Origin of the sequence: Catellatospora paridis (genome assembly GCF_009720365.1) — a bacterium.
Lineage (GTDB): Bacteria > Actinomycetota > Actinomycetes > Mycobacteriales > Micromonosporaceae > Catellatospora > Catellatospora paridis.
Map to the genome: position 1 here is coordinate 613,875 of NZ_ML769314.1, position 23,530 is coordinate 637,404.

21 protein-coding genes are annotated in these 23,530 nt (G+C 72.3%); 14 read left to right on the forward strand and 7 right to left on the reverse strand.

Features of this window, described 5'->3' with window-relative positions:
* Positions 1-155: 155 nt before the first annotated feature.
* Positions 156-1,607: a MocR-like transcription factor YczR gene (yczR, locus tag F9C41_RS11830; RefSeq protein WP_155386724.1), complete on the forward strand. Its 1,452-nt coding sequence runs from the start codon at positions 156-158 to the stop codon at positions 1,605-1,607.
* Positions 1,608-1,626: 19 nt separating this feature from the next.
* On the forward strand, positions 1,627-2,229 hold the full coding sequence (locus F9C41_RS11835; protein ID WP_155386725.1) for a DUF1349 domain-containing protein: 603 nt from the start codon (positions 1,627-1,629) through the stop codon (positions 2,227-2,229).
* A 76-nt stretch (positions 2,230-2,305) separates the two neighbouring features.
* Here the strand turns inward: F9C41_RS11835 and F9C41_RS11840 are convergent, their stop codons facing one another.
* Together F9C41_RS11840 and F9C41_RS11845 are read right to left on the reverse strand one after the other, a co-directional pair.
* Complete coding sequence (locus F9C41_RS11840; protein ID WP_155386726.1) at positions 2,306-4,129, reverse strand: AMP-dependent synthetase/ligase; 1,824 nt, start codon at positions 4,127-4,129, stop codon at positions 2,306-2,308.
* A gap of 160 nt (positions 4,130-4,289) precedes the next feature.
* Entirely contained in the window at positions 4,290-4,922 is a 633-nt protein-coding gene (locus F9C41_RS11845) for a TIGR03085 family metal-binding protein (RefSeq protein ID WP_155386727.1), read from the reverse strand.
* 213 nt (positions 4,923-5,135) lie between these two features.
* On the opposite strand from F9C41_RS11845, the gene F9C41_RS11850 reads away from it, so the two are divergent.
* A complete protein-coding gene (locus F9C41_RS11850; protein ID WP_196279737.1) occupies positions 5,136-6,923 on the forward strand; it encodes an ABC transporter ATP-binding protein in 1,788 nt (595 codons plus the stop codon).
* 67 nt (positions 6,924-6,990) lie between these two features.
* Complete coding sequence (locus tag F9C41_RS11855; protein WP_230689506.1) at positions 6,991-8,793, forward strand: ABC transporter ATP-binding protein; 1,803 nt, start codon at positions 6,991-6,993, stop codon at positions 8,791-8,793.
* A gap of 66 nt (positions 8,794-8,859) precedes the next feature.
* Here the strand turns inward: F9C41_RS11855 and rpsD are convergent, their stop codons facing one another.
* Complete coding sequence (gene rpsD, locus F9C41_RS11860) at positions 8,860-9,468, reverse strand: 30S ribosomal protein S4 (RefSeq protein ID WP_155386728.1); 609 nt, start codon at positions 9,466-9,468, stop codon at positions 8,860-8,862.
* A 79-nt stretch (positions 9,469-9,547) separates the two neighbouring features.
* On the opposite strand from rpsD, the gene F9C41_RS11865 reads away from it, so the two are divergent.
* Complete coding sequence (locus F9C41_RS11865) at positions 9,548-10,009, forward strand: hypothetical protein (RefSeq protein WP_155386729.1); 462 nt, start codon at positions 9,548-9,550, stop codon at positions 10,007-10,009.
* Here F9C41_RS11865 and F9C41_RS11870 read toward each other — a convergent pair.
* From F9C41_RS11870 to F9C41_RS11885, 4 genes are all read right to left on the reverse strand, one after another.
* On the reverse strand, positions 9,973-10,638 hold the full coding sequence (locus F9C41_RS11870) for a TetR/AcrR family transcriptional regulator (RefSeq protein WP_155386730.1): 666 nt from the start codon (positions 10,636-10,638) through the stop codon (positions 9,973-9,975). The genes F9C41_RS11865 and F9C41_RS11870 overlap by 37 nt on opposite strands.
* A 119-nt stretch (positions 10,639-10,757) precedes the next feature.
* On the reverse strand, positions 10,758-11,486 hold the full coding sequence (locus F9C41_RS11875) for an ABC transporter permease (protein ID WP_155386731.1): 729 nt from the start codon (positions 11,484-11,486) through the stop codon (positions 10,758-10,760).
* Positions 11,483-12,244 carry an ABC transporter ATP-binding protein gene (locus tag F9C41_RS11880; protein WP_155386732.1) on the reverse strand — a complete coding sequence of 254 codons (762 nt, stop codon included), beginning with the start codon at positions 12,242-12,244 and terminating at the stop codon, positions 11,483-11,485. Before F9C41_RS11880 ends, F9C41_RS11875 begins: the two co-directional genes overlap by 4 nt.
* Before the next feature lie 123 nt (positions 12,245-12,367).
* Positions 12,368-13,822 carry a putative sodium/potassium/calcium exchanger gene (locus F9C41_RS11885; protein WP_155386733.1) on the reverse strand — a complete coding sequence of 485 codons (1,455 nt, stop codon included), beginning with the start codon at positions 13,820-13,822 and terminating at the stop codon, positions 12,368-12,370.
* A gap of 275 nt (positions 13,823-14,097) precedes the next feature.
* Here F9C41_RS11885 and hisI point away from each other — a divergent pair, with 275 nt between their 5' ends.
* From hisI to F9C41_RS11930, 9 genes are all read left to right on the forward strand, one after another.
* Positions 14,098-14,478: a phosphoribosyl-AMP cyclohydrolase gene (hisI, locus tag F9C41_RS11890; RefSeq protein WP_230689507.1), complete on the forward strand. Its 381-nt coding sequence runs from the start codon at positions 14,098-14,100 to the stop codon at positions 14,476-14,478.
* 203 nt (positions 14,479-14,681) lie between these two features.
* Complete coding sequence (locus tag F9C41_RS11895) at positions 14,682-16,238, forward strand: anthranilate synthase component I (protein ID WP_155386735.1); 1,557 nt, start codon at positions 14,682-14,684, stop codon at positions 16,236-16,238.
* A complete protein-coding gene (locus F9C41_RS11900) occupies positions 16,235-16,558 on the forward strand; it encodes a Trp biosynthesis-associated membrane protein (protein WP_155386736.1) in 324 nt (107 codons plus the stop codon). The genes F9C41_RS11895 and F9C41_RS11900 overlap by 4 nt, the downstream gene beginning before the upstream one ends.
* The gene (locus F9C41_RS11905) at positions 16,542-17,339 is read left to right on the forward strand and encodes a spermidine synthase (RefSeq protein WP_155386737.1); all 798 of its coding nucleotides are present in this window, start codon (positions 16,542-16,544) and stop codon (positions 17,337-17,339) included. The genes F9C41_RS11900 and F9C41_RS11905 overlap by 17 nt, the downstream gene beginning before the upstream one ends.
* 329 nt (positions 17,340-17,668) lie before the next feature.
* Positions 17,669-18,526, forward strand: coding sequence for an indole-3-glycerol phosphate synthase TrpC (gene trpC, locus F9C41_RS11910; RefSeq protein ID WP_155386976.1), 858 nt, complete (start codon positions 17,669-17,671; stop codon positions 18,524-18,526).
* Between the two features lie 59 nt (positions 18,527-18,585).
* Complete coding sequence (gene trpB, locus F9C41_RS11915; RefSeq protein WP_155386738.1) at positions 18,586-19,803, forward strand: tryptophan synthase subunit beta; 1,218 nt, start codon at positions 18,586-18,588, stop codon at positions 19,801-19,803.
* Positions 19,804-19,882: 79 nt separating this feature from the next.
* Positions 19,883-20,662 (forward strand): tryptophan synthase subunit alpha, encoded by a 780-nt coding sequence (trpA, locus tag F9C41_RS11920; protein ID WP_155386739.1) that lies wholly within the window; start codon positions 19,883-19,885, stop codon positions 20,660-20,662.
* A 429-nt stretch (positions 20,663-21,091) separates the two neighbouring features.
* Complete coding sequence (gene lgt, locus F9C41_RS11925; RefSeq protein ID WP_196279722.1) at positions 21,092-22,171, forward strand: prolipoprotein diacylglyceryl transferase; 1,080 nt, start codon at positions 21,092-21,094, stop codon at positions 22,169-22,171.
* A gap of 4 nt (positions 22,172-22,175) precedes the next feature.
* Entirely contained in the window at positions 22,176-23,378 is a 1,203-nt protein-coding gene (locus F9C41_RS11930) for an FAD-dependent oxidoreductase (protein ID WP_155386740.1), read from the forward strand.
* Positions 23,379-23,530: the final 152 nt, after the last annotated feature.

Genomic DNA, 23,530 nt, shown 5'->3' on the forward strand with positions numbered 1-23,530 from the left:
GGGTGGTCGGGGCGGCGGAGACCCGGCGCTGGGTCGCTCGAAGTGGCATGTGCAGTGGCTTGCGTGCGCCTGTCATGTCTGCCAGTCTGGAGGCCAATCGAAAAGCCAGAAAGGGCCAATCCGGGGGGACTGGCCTTACAACGGGGGGAATGGCGATGACCGTCTCCGTACGCGGTGTGCAGCTGGCCAGACTGCTCGGGCGGTGGCACGCGCTGCCCGCCCGGCGGCGCAGCCCCGACTACGCGGCCCTCGCCTCGTCGGTGCGCGGCCTGCTCGCCGACGGCCGGCTGGCCCTCGGGGTGCGCCTGCCCGCCGAGCGCGAACTCGCCGAGGCCCTGGAGATCTCCCGCACCACGGTCAGCGCGGCCTACCGCGAGCTGCGCGATTCGGGCCACCTGACCAGCCGCCGCGGCGCGGGCAGCTGGACCACCCTGCCCAGCGGGCACCGGGTGGCCAGCAGCGGGCTGTGGATGCCGGATGACGAGCTCGACCTCATCGACCTGAGCTGCGCCGCGCTGCCGGCACCCGAGCCGCTCATGGCCGCAGCCCGCGAGGCCGTCGAGGAGCTGCCGAACTACCTGGGCGGGGCCGGCTACCACCCGAGCGGCATCACCGAGCTGCGTGAGGCCGTGGCCGACCAGTACACCGAGCGCGGCCTGCCGACCAGCCCCGAACAGATCATGATCACGAACGGGGTGCTGCACGCGCTCGACCTGATCCTGCGGCTGCAGGTGCCGGTGGGCGCGTCCGTGCTGGTCGAGTCGCCGACCTACCCGAACGCGCTGGCCGCGTTCGCCGGCCGCCGGGCCCGGATCAGCACGCACGGCCTGGACGAGGGGGGCTGGGACGCCGAGCTGCTGCTCGGCGCGCTGCGCCAGACCCGGCCGAGCCTGGCCTACCTGATCCCGGAGTTCCACAACCCGACCGGCCACGTCATGCCCACCGCGCTGCGCGAGCAGCTCGTCGCCACCGCCCAGCGCACCGGCACCGACCTGGTGATCGACGAGTCCTTCGTGGACCTGCCGCTGGACGGGCAGCCGATGCCGCCCGCGGTCGCCTCCTTCGACCGGCACGGGCGGGTGCTCACCATCGGCGGCATGAGCAAGCCGTTCTGGGGCGGGCTGCGCGTCGGCTGGATCCGTGCCTCCGCGCCGATCGTGCAGCGCCTGGCCGCGGTCCGGGTCGGCGTGGACACCGCCGGGCCGGTGCTGGACCAGCTGGTCGCGGTCCGCCTGCTGACCCGCGCGGCCGAGGTCATCCCGCAGCGCCGGGCGCTGCTGGCCGCGCAGCGCGACGCGCTGGTCGCCGCGGTGCGCGAACACCTGCCCAGCTGGCGGGTGACCGTGCCGTCGGGCGGGGTCACCCTGTGGGCCGAGCTGGACGGGCCGGTCTCCAGCGCGCTGGCGCGCGCGGTGGAACCCCTGGGCGTACGCCTCGCGCCCGGCCCCCGGTTCGGCGTGGACGGCACCCTGGAGCGCTTCATCCGGCTGCCCTTCACCCAGCCCGTCCCCGAACTGGTCGACGGCGTGCGCCGGATCGCCGCGGCCCGCTACGACCTCGACCGCACCGGCCGTCCTCAGTGGAGCGAGCCCGCCCTGATCGCGTGACCCGTGGCAGAATGCGCCGATGGACTCCAAGCTCGGCGGGCTGACCCTGCGCTGGCAACCGGAACCCGCCTCCTGGCACCTGGCGGGCGGCGTGCTCTCCGTCGCGGCCGGGCCGCAGACCGACATGTTCGTCGACCCGGGCGACCCGGCCGCGCCGCCGGTGCTCAACGCGCCCCGCGCGCTGGCCGCGGTGCCCGAGGGCGACTTCCAGTTCGCGCTGCGGGCCCGGGTGGACTTCGGCGAGAAGTACGACGCCGGGGTGATCCTGGTCTGGGCCGGTGAGCGGCACTGGGCCAAGCTGTGCTTCGAGCGCTCCCCGGCGGGCGAGAACACCATCGTCACCGTCATCACCCGCGGCGACTCCGACGACGCCAACGCCTGGCCGGTCGCCGGGGACACGGTCTGGCTGCGGGCCAGCCGCCTCGGCCCGGCCTGGGCCTTCCACAGCAGCCCCGACGGGCAGTCCTGGCAACTGGTCCGCTACTTCAGCCTCGGCCCCGACGCAGGCCCGCCCATGATCGGCGTCGAGGCGCAGTCCCCGGTCGGCGCTGGCTGCACCGTCGTCTTCGACCACGCCCGCCTGACCCCGACCCGCCTGTCCGACCTCCGCGACGGCAGCTGACCGGCACAAAAACGTAGGGGCGGCTTGTGGCCGCCCCTACGTACCTCACTGCGTGGGAAAGTAAGTCCCCGCCGGATCAGATTTCGACGAGGGAGCCCTCGTACATCTTCTCGATATCCGACGCGAAATTGGTCTCCACCGTGCGTCGCTTCAGCTTCATCGAGGGGGTGATCTCCCCGTGCTCAATGGTCAGGTCGCGCGGCAGAATGGTGAACTTCTTGATGGTCTCCCAGCGGTTGAGCTTCGCGTTCAGCTCGTCGATGTGCCCGCTGACCATGGCCTTCGCCTCGTCCGAGGTCACGATCTCCTCGTACGACTTCCCTTCGAGCGGCGTGCCGGCCGCCCAGCCGGTGATCGCCTCGGGGTCGAGGGTGACCAGCATCGAGCAGTAGTTGCGCGAGTTGCCGATCACGAGCACCTGCGAGGTGTACGTGCACAGCGCCTTGAACAGGCCCTCGATGTGGCTCGGCGCGATGTACTTGCCGCCTGACGTCTTGACCAGGTCCTTCTTGCGGTCCGTGATCTTCAGGAAGCCGTCGCCGTCCAGCTCGCCGATGTCGCCGGTGCGGAAGAAGCCGTCCTCGGTGAACACGGCGGCGGTCTCCGCGGGCAGGTTGTGGTACCCGCGCATGATCGGCGCGCCGCGCAGCAGGATCTCGCCGTCGGCGTCGATCCGGATCTCCAGGTCGCCGAGCGGCTGGCCGACCGAGCCGATCTTCAGCGCGCCGGGCCGGTTGACGAACGCGCCCGCGCAGTTCTCGGTGAGGCCGTAGCCCTCGCTGATGGGCAGGCCGGCGGCGGCGAAGAACTCCGCGATCGGCACCGACAGCGCGGCCGAGCCGGACACCATGTAGCGGATGTTGCCGCCCAGCCGGGCGTGCAGCTTGCTGAAGACCAGCTTGTGCGCGATGCCGTACTTGCGCATCAGGCCACCGGGGACCGGCTTGCCGGCCTGCTCCAGCGCGACCCGCTCGCGCCCGACGCGCACCGCCCAGCCGAAGATCTTCGCCTTGAGCCCGCCGGCCTCGGTGGCCTGGCCGACGACCCGGTTGTAGACCTTCTCGAAGATGCGCGGCGCGGCGCACATCAGCGTCGGCTTGATCAGGCCCAGGTTGTCGATGATCTTGTCGACCCGGCCGTCCACGTACGTCGGCACGCCGACGTGGATGATGCCGCAGATGAGGGTCTTGCCGAACGAGTGCGACAGCGGCAGCCAGAGGAACTGCACGTCGGTGGGGAGCAGCACGCCGACGTCCGACTGCGCCACGCCCTCCCAGGTCCAGCCCCGGTGCAGCAGCTCGACGCCCTTCGGGCGGCCGGTGGTGCCGGAGGTGTAGATCAGGGTCGCCAGGTTGTCCGGGCCGATGCCGGCGATCAGGTCGTCGACCAGGCTCGGGTTGGCGGCCAGTGCCTCGGCGCCGCGGCGCTCCAGGTCGGCCAGCGTGAGCTGGGGGAACGCGGCGGCCGGGTCGGCCGCGCCGTCGATCAGCACGATGTGGGTGAGCGTGGGCACCGCGTCCCGGCTCATCTTGGCGGCCTGCGCCGGGTTCTCCGCGATCAGCACCTTGGATCCGGAGTCGGCGACGATGAAGCAGGCCTCCTCCGGCTCGGTGGTCGGGTAGACCGTGGTCGTCGCGGCACTGGAGCACATGATGCCGAGGTCGGCGACGATCCAGTCGAGCCGGGTGTTGGCCAGGATCGCGACGCGATCCTCCTTGCCGATGCCGAGCGTGGTCAGACCGGCGGCGATCGCCTTGGCGCGTTCCGCGATCTGGGCCCAGGTGTACCAGACCGGCGCGTTGTCCGCGTCCGGGCCGCCGAAGGCGCGGGCGTCGGGGGACGCCGCCACTCGCTGCAGGAACATGTCCGGAATAGACCGGTAAGGCACATCAATGGTCATGAGTCGGGGCCGCCTCTGGTAGGCAAGAGTGACGGGGGACACGTTAACTTGGTGTTACCGAAGGGTAATGCTGAGCTGGGGTTGGGGGAACCCCTCGGGAAGATCTTTTCTGCGGGTCAGCAGGCCGCCACCGGCGCGCCGGCTGCTCGCGGGGCCGCACTCAGATGCCCAGCCGTACGCCGCGCAGCCGGCTCGTCTGCTCGGGCGGGCCGTCCAGGCTGGCCCGCGCGTGCCCCTGCCGGCCGGACAGGAACATCAGCAGCTCGCTGGGGGTGCCGGTGAGGTTGAGCGGATGGGTGCCGGGCCGCCCGGTGGTCACCGTGCCATGGCCGGGAGAGATCACCCGCACCTGCACCGGGTAGCGGCGCAGCGCCAGCGACGCGCGCCGCCGGGCCTGCCCCCACAGCGCCTGGGAGAGCCCGGGCTCCAGCTTGCGCGGCGTCCAGTCGGCGACCGCCCGGCGGATGTCCTCGTGGTGGATGAACATCTCGGCCAGGTTGACCAGCTCGTCCAGGGCCCCGAGCCCGGCGGGGCTCCACCGCGGCGGGTGCCGCAGCTCGGTCAGCAGGGTGTCGAAGTCGCGGGCGGCGAAACGCTGCTGCACGGTCGCGGTGCGCCCGGCCAAACGCTTGATCAGGATGCCCGCGGCCGCGTCGGGACGCCGTTCCCGCAGCAGCAGGTGCGCCAGGAGATCGCGCACGGTCCAGTCCCCGCAGAGGGTGGGGGCGCCTGGTCCTACCTCGGCCATCAGGTCGGCCAGAGCTAGCCTTTCAGCGAAGGCGTACCGGGTCATGTCGGCGATCCTACGTACCCTGGAGGCGGTGTGACGCCCCGCACAGGCCATACCCGCTCGCCTGGAGCAGCGGCGTCGGTAAGGATAGGAAGCCAAGCTAATTACTTACCGACCTTGACGACGGGGATACCAGTGGCAGGGCAGACAGCCGGCGCCGAGCCGAAGAGACCGGATATCACCGGGCGTGATGTGCTCGCCCGCGGGGCGCGGGTGATGTGGCGCGGGATCCGGGACGAGCCGCGCCGGTTCACGACCGCCGTGCTGGGCAGCTGCCTGTTCGGCGCGCTGGTCATCGGGCAGGCGATAGTCGTCGGCTGGCTGGTCGACGAGCTCATCGAGCCCGCCACCACCGGGGGCGACGTCCGCGCGGGTGCGATGGCGCTGGGCGCGACGGTGCTGATCGCGATGGGGCTGGGCCGGGTCGCCGGCATCTTCGGCCGCCGGCTGGGCGCGGGCTTCATGCAGTTCGCCCTGCAGGCGAAGTACCGCCACGAGGTGACGCGCCGCTACCTGCAACTGCCCGTCTCCTGGCACCAGCGCCACGCCACCGGCACGCTGCTGTCCAACGCCAACTCCGACGTCGAGGCCGCCTGGTTCCCGGTCGCGCCGCTGCCGTTCGCGGTCGGCACCATGTTCATGCTGGTCGTCGCGGTGGCCGTGCTGTTCGCGGTGGACTGGGCGCTGGCCCTGGTCGGCCTGGTGGTCTTCCCGGTGCTGTTCGTGATGAACGTGGTGTTCTCCCGGCGGATGGCCCCGCGCCAGGCCCGCGCCCAGCACCTGCGCGCCGAGGTCGCCGCGATCGCGCACGAGAGCTTCGACGGCGCACTGGTGGTAAAGACCATGGGCCGGGAGGACCTGGAGACCCGCCGCTTCGCGGCGCGGGCCGGCGAGCTGCGCGACGCGCTGATCAGCGTCGGCCGGCTGCGCGGCCTGTTCGATCCGCTGATGGAGTCGCTGCCGTTCCTCGGCACGCTGCTGGCGCTGCTGGTCGGCGCGTGGCGGATGGACCAGGGCGCGATCGGGCTCAACGAGGTGGTGCAGGTGACCTTCCTGTTCACCGTGCTGGCGTTCCCGGTGCGGGCCATCGGCTGGGTGCTCGGCGACCTGCCGCGCTCGGTCGCGGGCTGGGACCGGGTGGAGCACGTGCTCGAGTCGACCGGGCAGATGCCGTACGGCGCACAGGCCCTGCCGGGTTCCGGCGCTGCCGAGCTGAGCTTCCGCAACGTCGACTTCGCGTACGAGCCCGCGCAGCCCGTGCTGCGCGACGTCACCTTCACCGTGCCCGCCGGGCGCACGGTCGCCCTGGTCGGCCCGACCGGGTCCGGCAAGTCGACCATCGCCACCCTGGCTGCCCGCCTGCTCGACCCCGAACAGGGGCAGGTCGCCCTCGACGGGACCGACGCGCGCGGGCTCAGCTCTGCCTCGCTGGCGCACACCGTGGCGCTGGTGCCGCAGATCGCGTTCGTCTTCGACGACACCGTGCGCGGCAACGTCGCGCTGGACCGGCCCGGCATCGACGACGACCGGGTGCACGAGGCGCTGGCCACCGCGCAGGCCGACACGTTCATCGCGCGGCTGCCCGAGCACCTGGACACCCAGCTCGGCGAGCGGGGCACGTCGCTGTCGGGCGGCCAGCGCCAGCGGGTGACCCTGGCCCGCGCGCTGGCCGGGCAGCCGCGGCTGCTCATCCTCGACGACGCGACCAGCGCCGTCGACCCGCGGGTGGAGGCCCGCATCCTCGCCTCGCTGCGCGGGTCCGCGCAGACCACGACGATCCTGGTCGTCGCGTACCGCCGGGCCACCATCGCGCTGGCCGACGAGGTCGTCTACATCGAGTCCGGCCGCGTGGTCGCCACCGGCACCCACGAGCGGCTGCTGGCCACCGTCAGCGGGTACGCCGACCTGGTCACCGCGTACGAGAAGGCCGAGGAGGAGCGTGAACGCGAGCGGCTCTACGACGACGCCTCCGCTGTCGAGCAGGAAGAGGAGGTCGCCGCGTGAGCGAGCGGAGCGAGCGAACCATGATGCAGATTTTTCACGCCATCGACGAGCGCAGCGAGGAGAAGGCGTGAGCGCGTCCGCAGTCACCGATACGGGCCGCGCCGAGTCGGCCTGGGCCACCTTCCGCCGGGGCGTTTCGCTGTCGCCCGAGCTCAAGGCGGGCCTGGCGGGCACGCTGGGGCTGGCCCTGATCGCGATGATCGGCCGCGCGGCGGTGCCGGTCGCGGTGCAGCAGGGCATCGACCGCGGGCTCGGGGTGGAGACCGGCCACCTGGACATGGGCGTGATCGCCACCATCGTCGCCGTCACCGCGCTGATCCTGGTGGTCACCACGGCCTGCGGCTACTTCATGATGCGGCGGCTGTTCACGGTCAGCGAGACCGCGCTGGCCAACATCCGGGTGCGCACGTTCCGGCACATCCACGATCTGTCCATGCTGCACCAGCAGTCCGAGCGCCGGGGCACCATGGTCTCCCGGGTGACCAGCGACGTCGACTCGATCACGCAGTTCATCCAGTGGGGCGGCGTGATCCTCATGGTCAACGGCGGCCAGCTGGTGGTCACCACGATCGTCATGGCGTTCTACTCGTGGCAGCTCACCCTGGTGGTGCTGGCCGCGTTCCTGCCCGCGGTGGTCGTCATCAAGGCGTTCCAGAAGCGGCTGTCCGGGGCGTACGCCGAGAACCGCCGTCGGATCGGCGTCATGCTCGGCGCGATCTCGGAGTCCGTGGTCGGCGCGTCGGTGATCCGGGCGTACGGCGTCTCCGAGCGCAGCGGCGCGAAGCTGTCCGGGACCATCGACGACTACCAGCAGGCGCAGCGACGGGCCATGCGCATCAGCGTGACCAGTTTCTCCGTCGGTGAGATCGCGGCCGCGGTGGCGCTGGCGTCGGTGGTGCTGGTCGGGGTGCGGATGGGGCTCGCGAACGAGATCACGTTCGGCGAGATGACCGCGTTCCTGTTCCTGGTCACGCTGTTCATCCAGCCCGTCCAGATCGCCACCGAGGTGCTCAACGAGGCGCAGAACGCGGTCGCGGGCTGGCGGCGGCTGCTCGACATCGTCGACCTGGAGCCCGATGTGGCCGACCCCGGCGAGCAGGGCGTGCACCTGCCGGACGGCCCGCTGGACATCAGCTTCGAGCGGGTCAGCTTCAGCTACCCGGTCGACGGCGAGCCCGGCCCGCGGGTGCTGCACGAGGTGCACCTGGACATCGCCGCGAAGACCCGGGTGGCCGTCGTCGGGGAGACCGGCAGTGGCAAGACCACGTTCGCCAAGCTGCTCACCCGCCTGATGGACCCGAGCGAGGGCCGGGTGCTGCTGTCCGGCACGCCGCTGACCGACGTGCGGTTCGCCTCGCTGCGCAGCCGCGTCGTGATGGTCCCCCAGGACGGCTTCCTGTTCGACGCGACGGTCGCCGAGAACGTGCGCTTCGCCCGCCCCGACCTCACCGACGCCGAGCTTGAGCAGGCCTTCACCGACCTCGGTCTGCTCGACTGGGTCCAGGGCCTCGCCCACGGCCTCGACACCCCCGTGGGTGAACGCGGCGAAGCCCTCAGCGTCGGCGAGCGCCAACTGGTCGCCCTGGCCCGCGCCTACGTGGCCGACCCCGACCTGCTGGTCCTCGACGAAGCCACCAGCGCCGTGGACCCCGCCACCGAGGTACGCCTGCAGCGCACCCTCGACGCGGTGACCCGCGGCCGCACCACGGTGGCCATCGCCCACCGCCTCTCCACGGCCCAGTCCGCCGACGAGGTGATCGTCGTGGACAAGGGTGTGGTGATCCAGCGAGGCCCGCACGAGGAGCTGCTCACCGTCACCGACTCCGTCTACGCCAAGCTCTACGCCTCCTGGCTCGAACAGACCCGCTGACACGAAGCACGCGACGACCTGCGCGGCCGGTGGCCACGCAGGGTCGTCGCGCTTTTCGGGTATGGGTCAGCGCGAGTAGAACTCGACGACCAGCTGCTCGTCGCAGATCACGGGGATCTCGGTGCGCAGCGGTTCGCGAGTCAGGGTGGCACGCAGGTCGATGAGGCTGACCTCGAGGTACGGAGCGGTGGGCCCGTCGAGGTGGGCGCCGGCCGCGGCGATCTGGAACGGCGGCTTGGTGCGGCTGCGCTCCCGGACGGTGATGGTCTGCCAGGGCTTCACGCGGTAGGACGGGCGGTCCACCTTCTGGCCGTCCACGGCGATGTGACCGTGGCCGACGGCCTGGCGGGCCTGGTAGATGGTGCGGGCGAAGCCGGCCCGCAGCACCAGCGCGTCCAGCCGGCACTCCAGCGAGACCAGCAGGGTCTCACCGGTCTTGCCTGCGCTGCGGGCGGCCTTGTCGAACTGGTTGCGCAGCTGCGTCTCGCTGATGAAGTACTGGTGGCGCAGGCGCTGCTTCTCCAGCAGCCGGACCTGGTAGTCGGAGGGCTTCTTGCGGGCCCGCCCGTGCACGCCCGGCGGGAACGGGCGCCGCTCGAAGTACTTGACGCACTTGCGGGTCAGCGGGATGCCGAGAGCCCGGGACAGCTTCGCCTTGGGCCGCGCTTGGTTCACGAGGGTGCCTCCAACTTCCGGATGTCATAGGTTAGGCTCGCCTAACGTAGGTAAGCCTAACCGATGTTGGAGGACCGCCGTGCCGCACCCCGCCGAGATCGCCCGCTCCCTGACCGCAGGCCGCCTGCCCGGCGTGGCGCAGGTTCCGTTCCACGCCAGCCCTTACCGGGTGCGCCACGCCACCGACCACGAAGGACGCCCGCTGCTGCTGTGCCGCGAGGGCGGGCAGCTCGACAGCGCGCTGCGCCCGCGGGACGGGGAAGGCGACGACACCGCCGTCGTGCTCGCGGTGGGGGAGTCCCGCGGGGCGCGGGTGTGGGTGTCGGGCTGGGCCAGCGCGCTGGAGGGCATCGAGGCCCGCGCCGCCGCGCTCGAGTTCGCCGCCGTGAACCCGGTCAGCGACCTGCTCGACGTGGACCGCGGCTACCGGCTGTACCGGATGGACGTCGCCGAGGTGCGGCTGGAGTGCCCGACCGGGCACCTGACCGAGATCGACGTCGAGGACTACGCGGCGGCCGAGCCCGCGGCGTCCGTGGCCTGAGCGGCCTGACCGCCGGAACCGGTGACCTCCGTCGGGCCGAGGTCGCCGGTGATGTAGTGCTGCAGGTTCGGCGCGACCGCGGCGACCACCTGGTCGGCGGGCAGCGAGGCCAGCGGTTCGAGCTTCATGATGTATCGCATCAGCGCCAGCCCGCTGATCTGGCTGGCCACCAGCGATGCGCGCAGCGGGGCGTCGGCCGCGTCGAGCTTCAGCTCGGTCTGCACGCGGCGCAGGATCTGCGTGATCAGGAACTCGCGCAGCAGGCGCATTGTCCACTCGTTGCTCATCGCGGACCGCACCAGCGACGCGCCGATCGCCCCGAGCGGCGAGTCCCAGATCGTCACGAAGACCCGCGCCAGGCGTACCCCCGCCTCGTCCTTGCCCCCCGCCACGACCTGGTCGATCAGCTCCCGCGGGTCCATCGGGAACTGCATGGTGGCGACGAAGAGCTGCTCCTTGGTGCCGAAGTAGTGGTGCACCAGGGCGGGGTCGACCTCGGCCGCGGCGGCGATGGCGCGCATCGTGGCGGCGTCGAAGCCCTTCTCCGCGAAGAGCTCGCGCGCCGCGGCGAGGATGGCCTCGCGGGTGTCGGGGTTGCCCGGCCGGCGCCCGGTGCGGCTGCGCTTCATCTGACCCTTCCTCGGTACGCGCGGCGCGTCCCCGGCGCGCTGCCACTACGGCGGCGCGCCGGGGACGTCCGTGCTCGTCGGTCCACGACGATTCTCCCGGATGGGGCCGGGTGTTTCGGTCAGGGGGTGCGGCGGCGCAGCGTGCCCGCCGCGGCGACCAGTGCCACCACCACCGCCCCGGCGACGATGCCGAAGTCACGCCACATGGTGCCGGTCGGCTCGGCGTGCGCGCCGACCTCCTGCAACGCCTCGACGGCGTACGTCAGCGGCAGCACGTCGCTGATCGCCTGCAGCCAGCCCGCCATCAGCTCGCGCGGCACGAACAGCCCGCACAGCAGCAGCTGCGGCACCGCCAGCACCGGCATGAACTGCACCGCTTGGAACTCCGTCTTGGCGAACGCGCTGGCCAGCAGGCCCAGCGCCATGCCCAGCACCGCATTCGCCACAGCGATCATGACGACGTAACCGGCCGCGCCCTGGGTGTCCAGGTCGAGCAGCAGGTAGGCCAGCGCGCTGGCGAAACCCGCCTGCACCGCCGCGGCCAGCCCGAACGCGAGGCCGTACCCGAACAGCAGGTCGGTCTTGCGCAGCGGGGTGGTGAGCAGCCGCTCCAGCGTGCCGGTGGTGCGCTCGCGGAGCATCGCGATGCTGGTGATCAGGAACATGATGATGAACGGGAAGACGCCCAGCATGATCAGTGCGATGTGGTCGAAGACGCCGGGCTGGCTGTCGTACATGAAGTAGAGCAGCGTCAGCAGCAGCGTCGGCACGGCCACCAGCATCGCCACGGTACGGCGGTCGTGGCGCAGCTGGCGCAGGATGCGGCCGGTGGTGTGCAGCAGGATCATGACGGGACCTCGCTCGTCTCGCCGGTGGCGCGCGGGGCGGGGACACCGGACCCCTGGCGCCGGATCAGGGTGAGGAAGGCCTGGTCGAGGTCCTCCGTGCCGGCGGACGCCTTGACCGCCGCGGGGGTGTCGTCGGCGATCAGCAGACCCTCGCGGATCAGCAGCAGCCGGTCGCAGCGGTTGGCCTCGTCCATCACGTGGCTGGACACGACCAGCGTCGAGCCGTGCTGGGCGAGCTCGCGGAACTGCGCCCACAGCTCGTCGCGCAGCACCGGGTCCTGTCCGACGGTGGGCTCGTCGAGGATCAGCACCTTCGGCTTGCTGACGATCGCGCAGGCCAGCGAGGCCCGGCTGCGCTGCCCGCCGGACAGGTTGCCGACCAGCTGCGACGCGGCCTCGGCCAGGCCGACGTCACGCACCGCGGCATCGGCCTCGGCCTGGCCGAGCCCGTAGAGCGCGGCGAAGTAGCGCGCGTTCTCGCGCACCGTCAGGTCGGCGTACACACTCGGCGCCTGCGTGAGGTAGCCGATCTGGCTGCGCAGCTTCGCGTCGCCAGCCGGGCGGCCCAGCACGGTGACCGTGCCCGAGCGCACCAGCTGGACGCCCACGATCGCGCGCATCAGCGTGGTCTTGCCACTGCCGGACGGGCCGAGCAGGCCGGTCACGCTGCCCTCCGGGATGGTGCAGCTCAGGCCGTGCAGCACAGGCCTGGCTCCCCGGTGTACGACGAGGTCGGCGACCTCGATCGCGGATGTCATGGGAGTCCTCCGTAGGAATTCACCGCTTGTTGAACTCAACGGTAGGTGAATTCTGCGCGCCTGGCAATCCGCCTATGTGGATCCCGGTCCCGGAGGGTCGCGCCTCCGGGACCGGGATTCAGCTCAGAGAGCCAGCACGCGGTCGAGGAAGTTCTTGTAACCGCGCATGGCGATGCGCATCGCCTCGGTGTCCGGCGCGGCACCCTGGCGCGGGTCCAGGTCGCCCTGCTCGGCCAGCAGCTGCTCGGCCAGCGCCGACACCGCCTCGCTGACCAGCGCCTGCGCGTCGTTCAGCGCCGACTCCGGCTCGTCCACGAACCGGGTCTGCACCTCGCGCCACGCGTCGCGGAAGCGCTGCGCCTGCTCCGCCTCCCACACCGCGATCGGCGTCTCGGTCACGTCACCCGGCCGCAGCGCGGTCGCGGTCGGCGCCACCTGCTCCACGTCCAGCACCTCGTCCTCGTCGTCGGCTTCGTCGGTCGCGGCGTCGATCCCACCGACCGGCGCCACCTCCTGCGCCTCTTCGTCGACCGCTGCCTCGTCCGCGGCGTCGACGATCTCGGCCGCGGGCGCGTCATCCGTGTCGGCGGCAGGCGCCCCCTCGACGTCTGCCTCCGCCACCTCCCCGGCCTGCTCCATCTCGGCGTCGACGACATCGGCCTCGGCGTCGGACGGCTCGACGTCGGCCTCTGCCGCGGCGTCCTCGGACTCCGCGGCCACGGCTGCGACCTCCACCGCCGCCTCGGTTTCCGCCTCCGGCGCGGCGTCCTCGTCGGCTTCCGCCTCCAGGATCGCGTCCTCGTCGGCTTCCGCCTCGGGGGTCTCGTCGGCGACCGCGTCAGCCGTCAGGTCGCCTTCGGGCGTCCCGTCGGCTTCCACCTCGGCGACGTCCTCCGCGTCAGACTCGTCCAGGCTCGCCTCCGCGGACTCCTCGACGTCGGCCTGCCCGTCGATCGCCTCCGCTTCTTCTTCATCTTCTTCATCATCATCGTCGTCGGCCTGTGCCTCCGGTGCGTCGTCGTCGGCCTCCGCCCCGGGGGCGTCTTCGGCTTCGATGTCGTCGTCGGCTTCCGCCTCGTCGGCCTCTTCGTCGTCGGCCAGGGCCTCGGGCTCCCCGCCGGTGTCGGCCTCCGTCTCGGTTTCGGCAGTGTCCGCCTCGGCCTCGGGCGACTCCTCGGTCTCGGCTTCTGCCTCGGGGGACTCGGCGTCGGCTTCCGTTTCAGGAGACTCGACGTCAGCTTCTGCGTCGGCTTCCGCTTCGGGCGACTCGACGTCGGCTGCTGCTTCGGGCGACTCGGCGTCCGCTTCCGCGTCCGGGGACTCGTCCGCGTCGGTCTGGGCGTCCGGGGTCTCGGCGGCGGCTTCAGCGCCTTCCGGGTCGTCTCCGGCCTGGTCGGCGGGCCGGACGAGGGTGGGCAGCTCGCTGGTGTGTTCCAGCAGCGCGGCCTGCTCGCGCGGGCTCAGCTGCAGGGTGGGCTCGAGCTCGTCGGCGGCCTCGGCCTCGGGCGCCGGCTGCTGGGCCGGTGGGATGAAGGTCGGGATGTGCGCCGGGAGCGGCGCGAAGTGGGGGTTGGTCATGCGATCCTCGGCTCTCGCGGTGGGGGAGAGCGCCCGCGGGCGCTGCGCGCAGATGCCCGTCAAGTTACCGCCGGGCTGCCCGTTCTCGCGTCATACCAGCGTCCATACCTGTGACCCGGGCCACCTCGATCAACCGACTTGCCCGGCAGTCGTGGGAAAACGCGGCCGAGATACGCACGAGTGCCGGGCACGTCGGACGATCTTGGGGCGGCAGCAGGTGAGACGTGGGCCGCACCGGCGCGGCGGTGTGATCGGCGGTGAGGGAGAATTTCGGTGTGTCAGGGACCGAGCAGCTGGATCCGCGGATCGCCGACCGTTTGAAGCGCGACCGCGACGGGCTCGTCGCCGCCGTGGTGCGCCAGCACGACACCGGTGAGGTGCTGATGCTGGCCTGGATGGACGACGAGGCACTGCGCCGCACGCTGTCCACCGGCCGGGCCACCTACTGGTCGCGCAGCCGCGGGGAGTACTGGGTGAAGGGCGCGACCTCGGGCCACCACCAGTTCGTCAAGGCCGTGGCGCTGGACTGCGACGGCGACGCGCTGCTGGTCAGCGTGGACCAGGTCGGCCCGGCGTGCCACACCGGCACCCGCACCTGCTTCTCCGACGAGCTGCCGGTCGAGTCCGGCGAGGTCTTCGAGGAGTCGCACCCGTGACCGGGCAGACGATGGACGGCACGACGGCGCACGCCGCCGGGAAGCGCCGCGAGGAGATGGCATGAGCGAGCATCGCGAGCGAATCAAGAGGACGGCGACTCATGCCGGAGCCGAGCGTAGCGAGGTGAGTGCATGAGCGAGCATCGCGAGCGAATCAAGAGGACGGCGACTCATGCCGGAGCCGAGCGTAGCGAGGTGAGTGCATGAGCAGCAGTGCCGCGAGCAGCGGGGCGGTCAGCCCCGACCTGGCCGGGTTCCGGGCCCGGGCCGCGCGCCGCCGGGTGGTGCCGGTGACCCGCCGGCTGCTGGCCGACGCGGAGACGCCGGTCGGGGTGTACCGCAAGGTGGCCGGCGGCCCGGGGACCTTCCTGCTGGAGTCGGCCGAGCAGGGTGCGGGCGCGGCGGGCACGGCCTGGTCGCGGTACTCCTTCATCGGGGTGCGCAGCCTGGCGACGCTGACCGAGCGCCACGGGCAGGCGCACTGGCTGGGCAGCCCGCCCGACGGGGTGCCGGTCAAGGGTGATCCGGTCGCCGTGCTGCGGGCCACGGTCGCGGCACTGACCGGCCCGGACGACGAGGACGAGGGCCTGCCCCCGCTGACCGGCGGCCTGGTCGGCTTCCTGGCGTACGACCTGGTGCGCCGGTTCGAGCGGCTGCCGCAACTGGCCGACGACGACCTGCACGTGCCGGAGCTGGGCCTGTTCCTCGCCACCGACCTGGTGGTGCTGGACCACTACCTGGGCCAGGCCGTCGTGGTCGCCAACGCGGTGCTGCCCGAGCAGGCCGACGACGACCAGGTCGCGGCGGCCTACCACCACGCGATCGGCCGCCTGGACGCGATGACCACGGCGCTGTCCCGGCCCACCCCGCCGATGATCTCGACGGTGTCCGCGGTGCGCCCCGCGGAGCTGGTGTCGCGCACGCCGTCCGGGGAGTTCGGCAAGGCGGTGGAGGTCGCCAAGGAGGCGATCCGGGCGGGGGACTGCTTCCAGATCGTGGTGTCGCAGCGCTTCGAGACGCGCACCGAGGCCGACCCGCTCGACATCTACCGGGTGCTGCGGGCCACCAACCCCAGCCCGTACATGTACCTGCTGCGCTTCGACGACTTCGACATCGTCGGTTCGTCCCCCGAGGCCCACGTGAAGATCACCAAGGGCGACGACGGCGTACGCCGCGCCCTGCTCCACCCGATCGCGGGCACCCGGCCGCGGGGCGAGTCCCCCGAGGCGGACGCCGCGCTGGCCGCGGAGCTGATCGCGGACCCGAAGGAGCGCTCCGAGCACGTCATGCTCGTCGACCTGGGCCGCAACGACCTGGGGCGGGTGTCGCGGGCGGGCACCGTCGAGGTGCCGGAGTTCGCCATGGTCGAGAGGTACAGCCACGTCATGCACATCGTCTCGACCGTCGTCGGCGAACTGCGCGAGGGCGTCTCGCCGCTGGACGCGCTGGCCGCCACGTTCCCGGCGGGCACGCTGTCCGGGGCGCCGAAGGTGCGCGCCATGGAGATCATCGAGGAGCTGGAGCCGACCCGGCGCGGCCTGTACGGCGGCACGGTCGGCTACTTCGGCTTCGGCGGCGACCTGGACATGGCGATCGCGATCCGCACCGCGCTGCTGCGCGACGGCGTGGCGTACGTGCAGGCCGGGGCCGGGGTGGTCGCCGACTCGGACCCGGCGCTGGAAGAGCTGGAGACCCAGAACAAGGCCATGGCCGTGCTCGCCGCCATCGCCACCGCGCAGACCCTGCAGGCCGCCCGATGACCGCCGGCGAGCAGGTGGAAGGCATGGCGGCCGAGGACGGCGCGGCCGGCGGACGCGCCCGCTCCCGGCGTACCCGCATGATCGTGCTCGGGGTGCTCGCGGCCCTGGTGGTGCTGTGGTTCGTGCCCGGCGGCGCGGTGTCGTGGGTGCGCCCCGCGCTGCTTGCGCTCGCCGCGGGCGTGGTCGCGGTCTGGTACTGGCGGCGCTCCGGCAGCCACGCCCGGCGTGCCGTGCCGGAAGCGCCGCGCGCCGAGGACACCCGTGACGTCTGGGACGCACTCGACCGGGGCGAGGACCTCACCGATGAAACGCGTGTCTGACCGGGCGCTCGTCGTCCGCGTCGACACCGGCACCGCCGAGCTGATCCCCGACCCGGACCTGCCCGACTCGTGGCTGCTGCGGCTCAACGGCACCGCCCAGTCGCACGTCAACCTCAACGACCCGACGCTGATCGCATTCGACTACATCCGCCGCTTCGCCGACGTCATCGACGCGGTCTGCCCGCCCGGCCCACTGGACGTGCTGCACCTGGGCGGCGGAGCGATGACCCTGCCGCGCTGCCTGTCGGCGATGCGCCCCGGCAGCGGCCAGCGCGTCGTCGAACTGGACCGCGCCCTGGCCGACCTGGTCACCACCCGGCTGCCCCTCGACGACCCGGACATCGAGGTGATCATCGCTGACGCCCGCGCCGCCCTGGAAGCCGCCGACCCCGCCTCCGCCGACGTGATCGTCGCCGACATCTTCACCGGCAACAAGGTCCCGCCACACGTCAGCACGGTCGAGTTCGCCCAGGCCGCGCACCGTGTGCTGCGCCCCGGCGGCTGGTACCTCGCCAACATCATGGACGTGGCCCCCCTGACCGTCGCCCGCCGCCAGGCCGCCACCCTGCGCGAAGCCTTCACCCAGGTGGCAGTCGTCGCCGACGCCGCCCTCCTGCGCGGCCGAGGCACCGGCAACCTCCTCATGGTGGCCGGCGACGACCCCGAGGGCATCCGTCGCCTCACCCGCCGCATAGCCGCCGACCCCACCCGCGCCCGCGTCGAACACGGCCCCCGCCTGGCGGAGTTCATCCGCACCGCCCAACCCCAACGCGACGAGTGACCCCAGCGCCGCCCAAGACGGCGCGACAGGTGGCGGCTCCGCAGCCGCGGGGAAACTGCATGAATCGGGCCCGTCATCGCCGCACTTTCCCCGAAACTGCGGACCCCGAGTCGCGCGTGATCACGTGAGTACCCACTGGCGTCGCGGTAGGGACCCCGCCCACCGCCCCGCGATCGGCTGAGAGGCCGATCGCCGCGTCCGCCGGAGGCGGACGCCAGAAGCAGAGCATTATGCACTAGCCCATCAGGTGAGGCACGCCATACCCCGTTCACCTTGCGCAATGGGGCAGTGCCTAGAGTCTGCCCATGGCATCCGACGAGCTGAGCAGCATGGAGCCTGGCGAACCGGCCCCGAGCGCATCGATGCGAGACAGCGGCGGCAGCGTGCTCGACGAGATCATCGCGGGGGTCCGTGAGGATGTCGAGGCGCGCCAGAACCAGGTCTCCATGGACGAGATCAAGAAGCGCGCGGCGGCTGCTGCGCCACCCCTGGACGCGTACGCGGCGCTGCGCCGCTCCGGCGTCGGTGTGATCGCCGAGGTGAAGCGCTCGTCGCCCTCGAAGGGCGCGCTGGCGGAGATCCCGGACCCGGCCGAGCTGGCCGCGGAGTACGAGGCCGGCGGCGCCCGCGCGGTCAGTGTGCTGACCGAGGGCCGCTGGTTCGGTGGTTCGCTGGACGACCTGGCCGCGGTCCGGGCCCGGATCGGCATCCCGGTGCTGCGCAAGGACTTCGTGTGCTCGGCGTACCAGGTGCACGAGGCGCGCGCGTACGGCGCGGACCTGGTGCTGCTGATCGTCGCGGCGCTGGAGCAGAAGGTGCTGACCGGCCTGCTCGACCGCATCGAGTCGCTGGGCATGACCCCGCTGGTCGAGGTGCACACCGAGGAGGAGGCCGACCGTGCTCTGGAGGCGGGCGCCCGCGTCATCGGCGTGAACGCTCGCAACCTGCGCACACTTGAGGTGGACCGGTCGGTGTTCGAGCGGATCGCGCCCGGCCTGCCGAACAGCGTCCTCAAGATCGCCGAGTCGGGGGTGCGGGGGCCGCTCGACCTGATCAAGTACGCCTCGGCGGGTGCCGACGCGGTGCTGGTCGGCGAGGGCCTGGTGACCCAGAAGAGCCCGCGCGACGCGGTCGCCGAGCTCGTCAACGCCGGCAACCACCCCGCGACGCCGCGGCCGACCCGCTGACGCTTCCCCCGCGCTGGACCGCCCTCGTCTGAGGGCGGCTTACGCCGAAGGAGGGGCACATGTTGCCCGACGACAGGGGCCACTTCGGCCCGTACGGCGGCCGCTTCGTCCCGGAGGCGCTGATCGCGGCCCTGGACGAGCTGGACGCGCACTACCGCAAGGCGATGGCGGATCCCGAGTTCACCGGCGAATTCGAGCGGATGCTGCGCGACTACGCGGGCACCCCGTCCCTGCTGTACGACGCCACCCACCTGTCGGCCCACGTCGGCGGCGCGCGCATCCTGCTCAAGCGTGAGGACCTCAACCACACCGGCGCGCACAAGGTGCGCAACGTGCTCGGCCAGGCCCTGCTGACCAAGCGCATGGGCAAGGGCCGGGTCATCGCCGAGACCGGCGCGGGGCAGCACGGCGTCGCCAGCGCCACCGCCGCGGCATACCTCGACCTCGAGTGCGTGGTCTACATGGGCGAGGTCGACACCAAGCGGCAGGCCCTCAACGTGGCCCGGATGAAGATGCTCGGGGCGACGGTCATCCCGGTGACGACCGGCTCGCGCACCCTCAAGGACGCCATCAACGAGGCGCTGCGCGACTGGGTCACCAACGTCGACGACACCCACTACCTGCTCGGCACCGCGGCCGGGCCGCACCCGTTCCCGGCCATGGTGCGCGACTTCGTGCGCGGCATCGGCGTCGAGGCGCGGGCGCAGTGCCTGGCGCTGACCGGCGCGCTGCCGGACGCGGTCGCGGCGTGCGTGGGCGGAGGCTCCAACGCCATCGGCATCTTCCACGCCTTCGTGCCCGACGCCGATGTGCGGCTCTACGGCTTCGAGGCAGGCGGCGACGGCATCGAGACCGGGCGGCACGCGGCGAGCATCACCGGCGGCAGCCACGGCGTGCTGCACGGCTCCCGGTCCTACCTGCTGCAGGACGAGGACGGGCAGACCATCGAGTCGCACTCGATCTCGGCCGGCCTGGACTACCCGTCGGTCGGCCCCGAGCACGCCTGGCTGCACGACCAGGGCCGGGCCCGCTACCAGCCGGTCACCGATGCCGAGGCGATGGACGCGTTCGCGCTGCTGTGCCGCACCGAGGGCATCATCCCGGCGATCGAGAGCGCGCACGCGCTGGCCGGGGCGCTGCGGGTGCTCCCGGCGCTGCGCGAGGAGCTGGGCCACGAGCCGACGGTCATCGTGAACCTGTCCGGCCGCGGCGACAAGGACATGCACACCGCGGGCGAGTACTTCGGCCTGTTCGACAGCGGGGAAGTGATCGGGTGAGCGCGAACAGCGTTTCCGGCTCGGCCTCCGGCCGAGGTGAGCGCGACGAGCCCCGCAGTCGCGAACGAAAGGTGGCACAGTGAGCGCGAGCGTCGCTTTCGAGAAGGCGCGGGCCGAGGGGCGGGCCGCGCTGGTCGGCTACCTGCCTGCCGGGTTCCCGTCGGTGGCCGAGGGCATCGGCGCGGTCAAGGCCATGATCGAGTCCGGGGTCGACCTGGTGGAGATCGGCCTGCCGTACTCCGACCCGGTCATGGACGGCCCGGTCATCCAGCGGGCCACCGAGCAGGCGCTGGCCGGGGGTGTGCGCACCCGTGACGTGCTGCACACCGTCGAGGCGGTCGCCGGCGCAGGCGTCCCGGTGCTGATCATGAGCTACTGGAACCCCGTCGAGAAGTACGGCGTCGACGCGTTCGCCCGGGACCTCGCCGCGGCCGGCGGCGCCGGTCTGATCACCCCGGACCTGATCCCGGACGAGGCGCAGGAGTGGCTGGCCGCCTCCGACGCGCACAAGCTGGACCGGATCTTCCTGGTCTCGCCGTCGTCGACCGACGAGCGCATCGCGATGACCGTGGCGCACTGCCGCGGCTTCGTGTACGCCACCGCGGTCATGGGCGTCACCGGCGCCCGCGACAGCACCTCCAGCGCCGCCCCGACCCTGGTCGCCCGGGTCAAGGCCGCCGCGGGCAACCTGCCCGTCGGCGTCGGCCTCGGCGTCCGCAGCGGCGCCCAGGCCGCCGAGGTCGGCGCGTACGCCGACGGCGTCATCGTCGGCAGCGCCCTGGTCTCCGCCCTCGCCGACGGCGGCCTCCCCGCCCTGCGCACCCTCACCCAGGACCTCCGCTCCGGCCTCACCCCCTAGCGCGTCGATCATGAACTTATGGCACGGCTCGGCGGCGAGTCGCGGCCACAAGTTCATGATCGATTTTGCGCGCGTGTGCTTGCTCGCCCGGTGAGCACACGTGCGGCAGCGAGGTGTGCCGCTTCGCGCGCTGGTTCCTCGGCTGGGCCGAGGACGTCGCCGATCGCGCGTACCACGAGCGCACGGCCCGGCAGAAGCTGCGCGACGCCCTCGCCGTCGCCCGTCGGCCCCCGTGCGACCCGACCTCGACGTGTTGCCCTTCCGGCACCGCCGCAACGCCTACGAGCGGTTCCCACCCGGTTTCAGTGGGTGATCACGCGGTCAGGGTGGGACAGCCCGCCCACCGGGTCGAGAAGTTCGTGATCAACAGGAAATCCGAGGCGGGCAGGGGTGTGGTGTTGGGGGGTGGGGGCGGTAGTGTTCTGGCCCGTGAACCTCGCCTCCATCCCGTCCCCGTCCACGGCGGTCTGGCAACTCGGACCAGTGCCGCTGCGGGCGTACGCGCTGTGCATCATCGCGGGCATCGTGCTCGCCTGCATCGTCACCGACCGGCGGATGCGCAGCCGGGGAGCCCCGCCGTGGGCCGTGCTCGACATCGCCGTGTGGGCGGTGCCGTTCGGCATCGTCGGCGCCCGGATCTACCACGTGCTGACCTCGCCCGAGGCGTACTTCGGGCAGGGCGGTGACCTGGTCAAGGCGCTCTACATCTGGGAGGGCGGCCTCGGCATCTGGGGCGGCGTCGCGGGTGGCGCGGTCGGCGCCTGGCTGGCCTGCCGCCAGCTCGGCATGTCGTTCAGCTTCGTGGCCGACTGCATCGCCGTCGGCCTGCCGCTGGCGCAGGCCGTGGGCCGGCTCGGCAACTGGTTCAACAACGAGCTGTACGGCGGCAAGACCGACCTGCCGTGGGGCCTGCAGGTGCACGTCATGTCCGACACCCAGCCCGGCCAGGCCATGCTCGGCCCGGACGGCCAACCGGAACTGCGCGAGGGCCTCTACCACCCGACGTTCCTGTACGAGCTGGTGTGGAACCTCGGCGTCGCAGGCGTGGTGTACGCGCTGGACAAGCGCTTCAAGTTCGGCCGCGGCCGCGCCTTCGCGCTCTACGTGATGCTGTACACGCTGGGCCGCGGCTGGATCGAGGCGATGCGCACCGACACCGCCACCATGATCGGCGGCATGCGCCTCAACGTCTGGACCTCGATCATCGTCTTCCTGGGTGCGGCGGCGTTCTTCTTCCTCCGCAAGGGCCCGCAGGAGTTCCTGATCCCCAACATCGACGCCGACGGCGAGCCCGCCAAGGGCTTCACCACCGTCACCGAGGCGCAGTACCAGGCCTTCCTGGCCGACGGCACCCGCCCGGACGCCGCCGCTGCCGAGGACGGTGACGGTGACGGTGACGGCGACGGAGCCGGCGACGACACGCCCCGGGCGGTGACGGACGAGTTCGACGACCCCTCCGACGAGGGTTCGGACCTGTCCGCGCAGAAGACCGCCTCGACGAAGGACTGAGGCGATGCGCAGCGCGGTGGTGGTCGGTGCGGGCGTCGGCGGCCTCGCCACGGCGGGCGCGCTCGCGCGCACCGGCTGGCGGGTCACCCTGCTGGAGCGGGCGGACCGGCTGCGTGCCGACCCCGCCGCGCTGCTGCTGTGGCCCAACGCCGTCGCCGCGCTGCGCTCCCTCGGCCTCGGCGCGGGGCTGACCGCCATCGGGACCAGGGTGCCGATGGGCGGCCTACGCCGTGCCGACGGCCAGTGGCTGGCCCAGCCCTCGCCGACCGCGGCGCTGGCCGCGCCCGTCGTGGTGCACGCCGAGGACCTGCACGACACGTTCATCGCCGGGCTCGGCGACCAGATCGAGATCCGCACCGGGATCACCGTGCGCAGCATGCACGCGCGGCCCGGTGACCGGCCCGCGGTCGGCGACGGTCGGCACACCTGGGAAGCCGACGTCATCATCGCCGCCGACGGGGCCGACAGCACACTGCGGGCCCGGCTCGCGCCGCAGTCGATCGCGGTCAGCTCCGGCTACGCCGCCTGGCGCGCGGTCATCCCCTGGTATCGCGCCCCGAAGCTGCCCGACGACCTGGTGCTGGCCGGGGAGACGCTGGGTGGCGGCTACCGCTTCCTGGCCGCCTCGCTCGGCGACCGGGGCAGCTCCGGCGCGTCCAGCCGCGGCGGCATCTACTGGACCGCCACCGTCGCGGGTGCGGCCCGGCCGGAGTCGAAGGCGACCCAGCTGACGCTGCTCAAGCGCTGGTTCGCCGGCTGGCACGCGCCGATCGCCGACCTGCTGGCCGCGACCGAGCCCGACGACCTCGTGCAGCAGGACGGCCGCCAGCTGCGCCCGCTGCCCAACGAGCTGGCCTTCCCGATGGGCACCGGCGGATTCGCGCTGGTCGGCGACGCCGCCCATGCCATGCCGCACCACCTCGCCCAGGGCGCCGGGCTGGCCCTGGAGGACGCGGCCACGCTGCGCTCCCTGCTGCTGCCGGCGATCCCGGGACCGACGTGCAACGCCGCGCTCGCCGCGTATTCGGCTGCCCGCCGAGCCCGCGCGGCGCAGGTGGTCCGACAGACGCAGCGCGTCGGCGCGGTGCTGGCCCCGCGCGGCAACCTGGTCACCAAGGCCCGCGACCGCGCCTTCGGCGCGCTGGCCCCCCGGGTCCTGGACCGAGCCGCCACCGTCGCCGCCGACTGGCAACCCCCCGCCGCCTGACCACCCCGCGCCTGCCCGCCCCACCCCACCTCGTTGATCATGAACTTATGGCACGGTTCGACGGCGCGTCATGTCCACAACCTCATGATCACCTGACGTCCGGCTGGCAGCCGTAATCGATCATGAGGTTATGGCGCCGACACGCCGCTGAC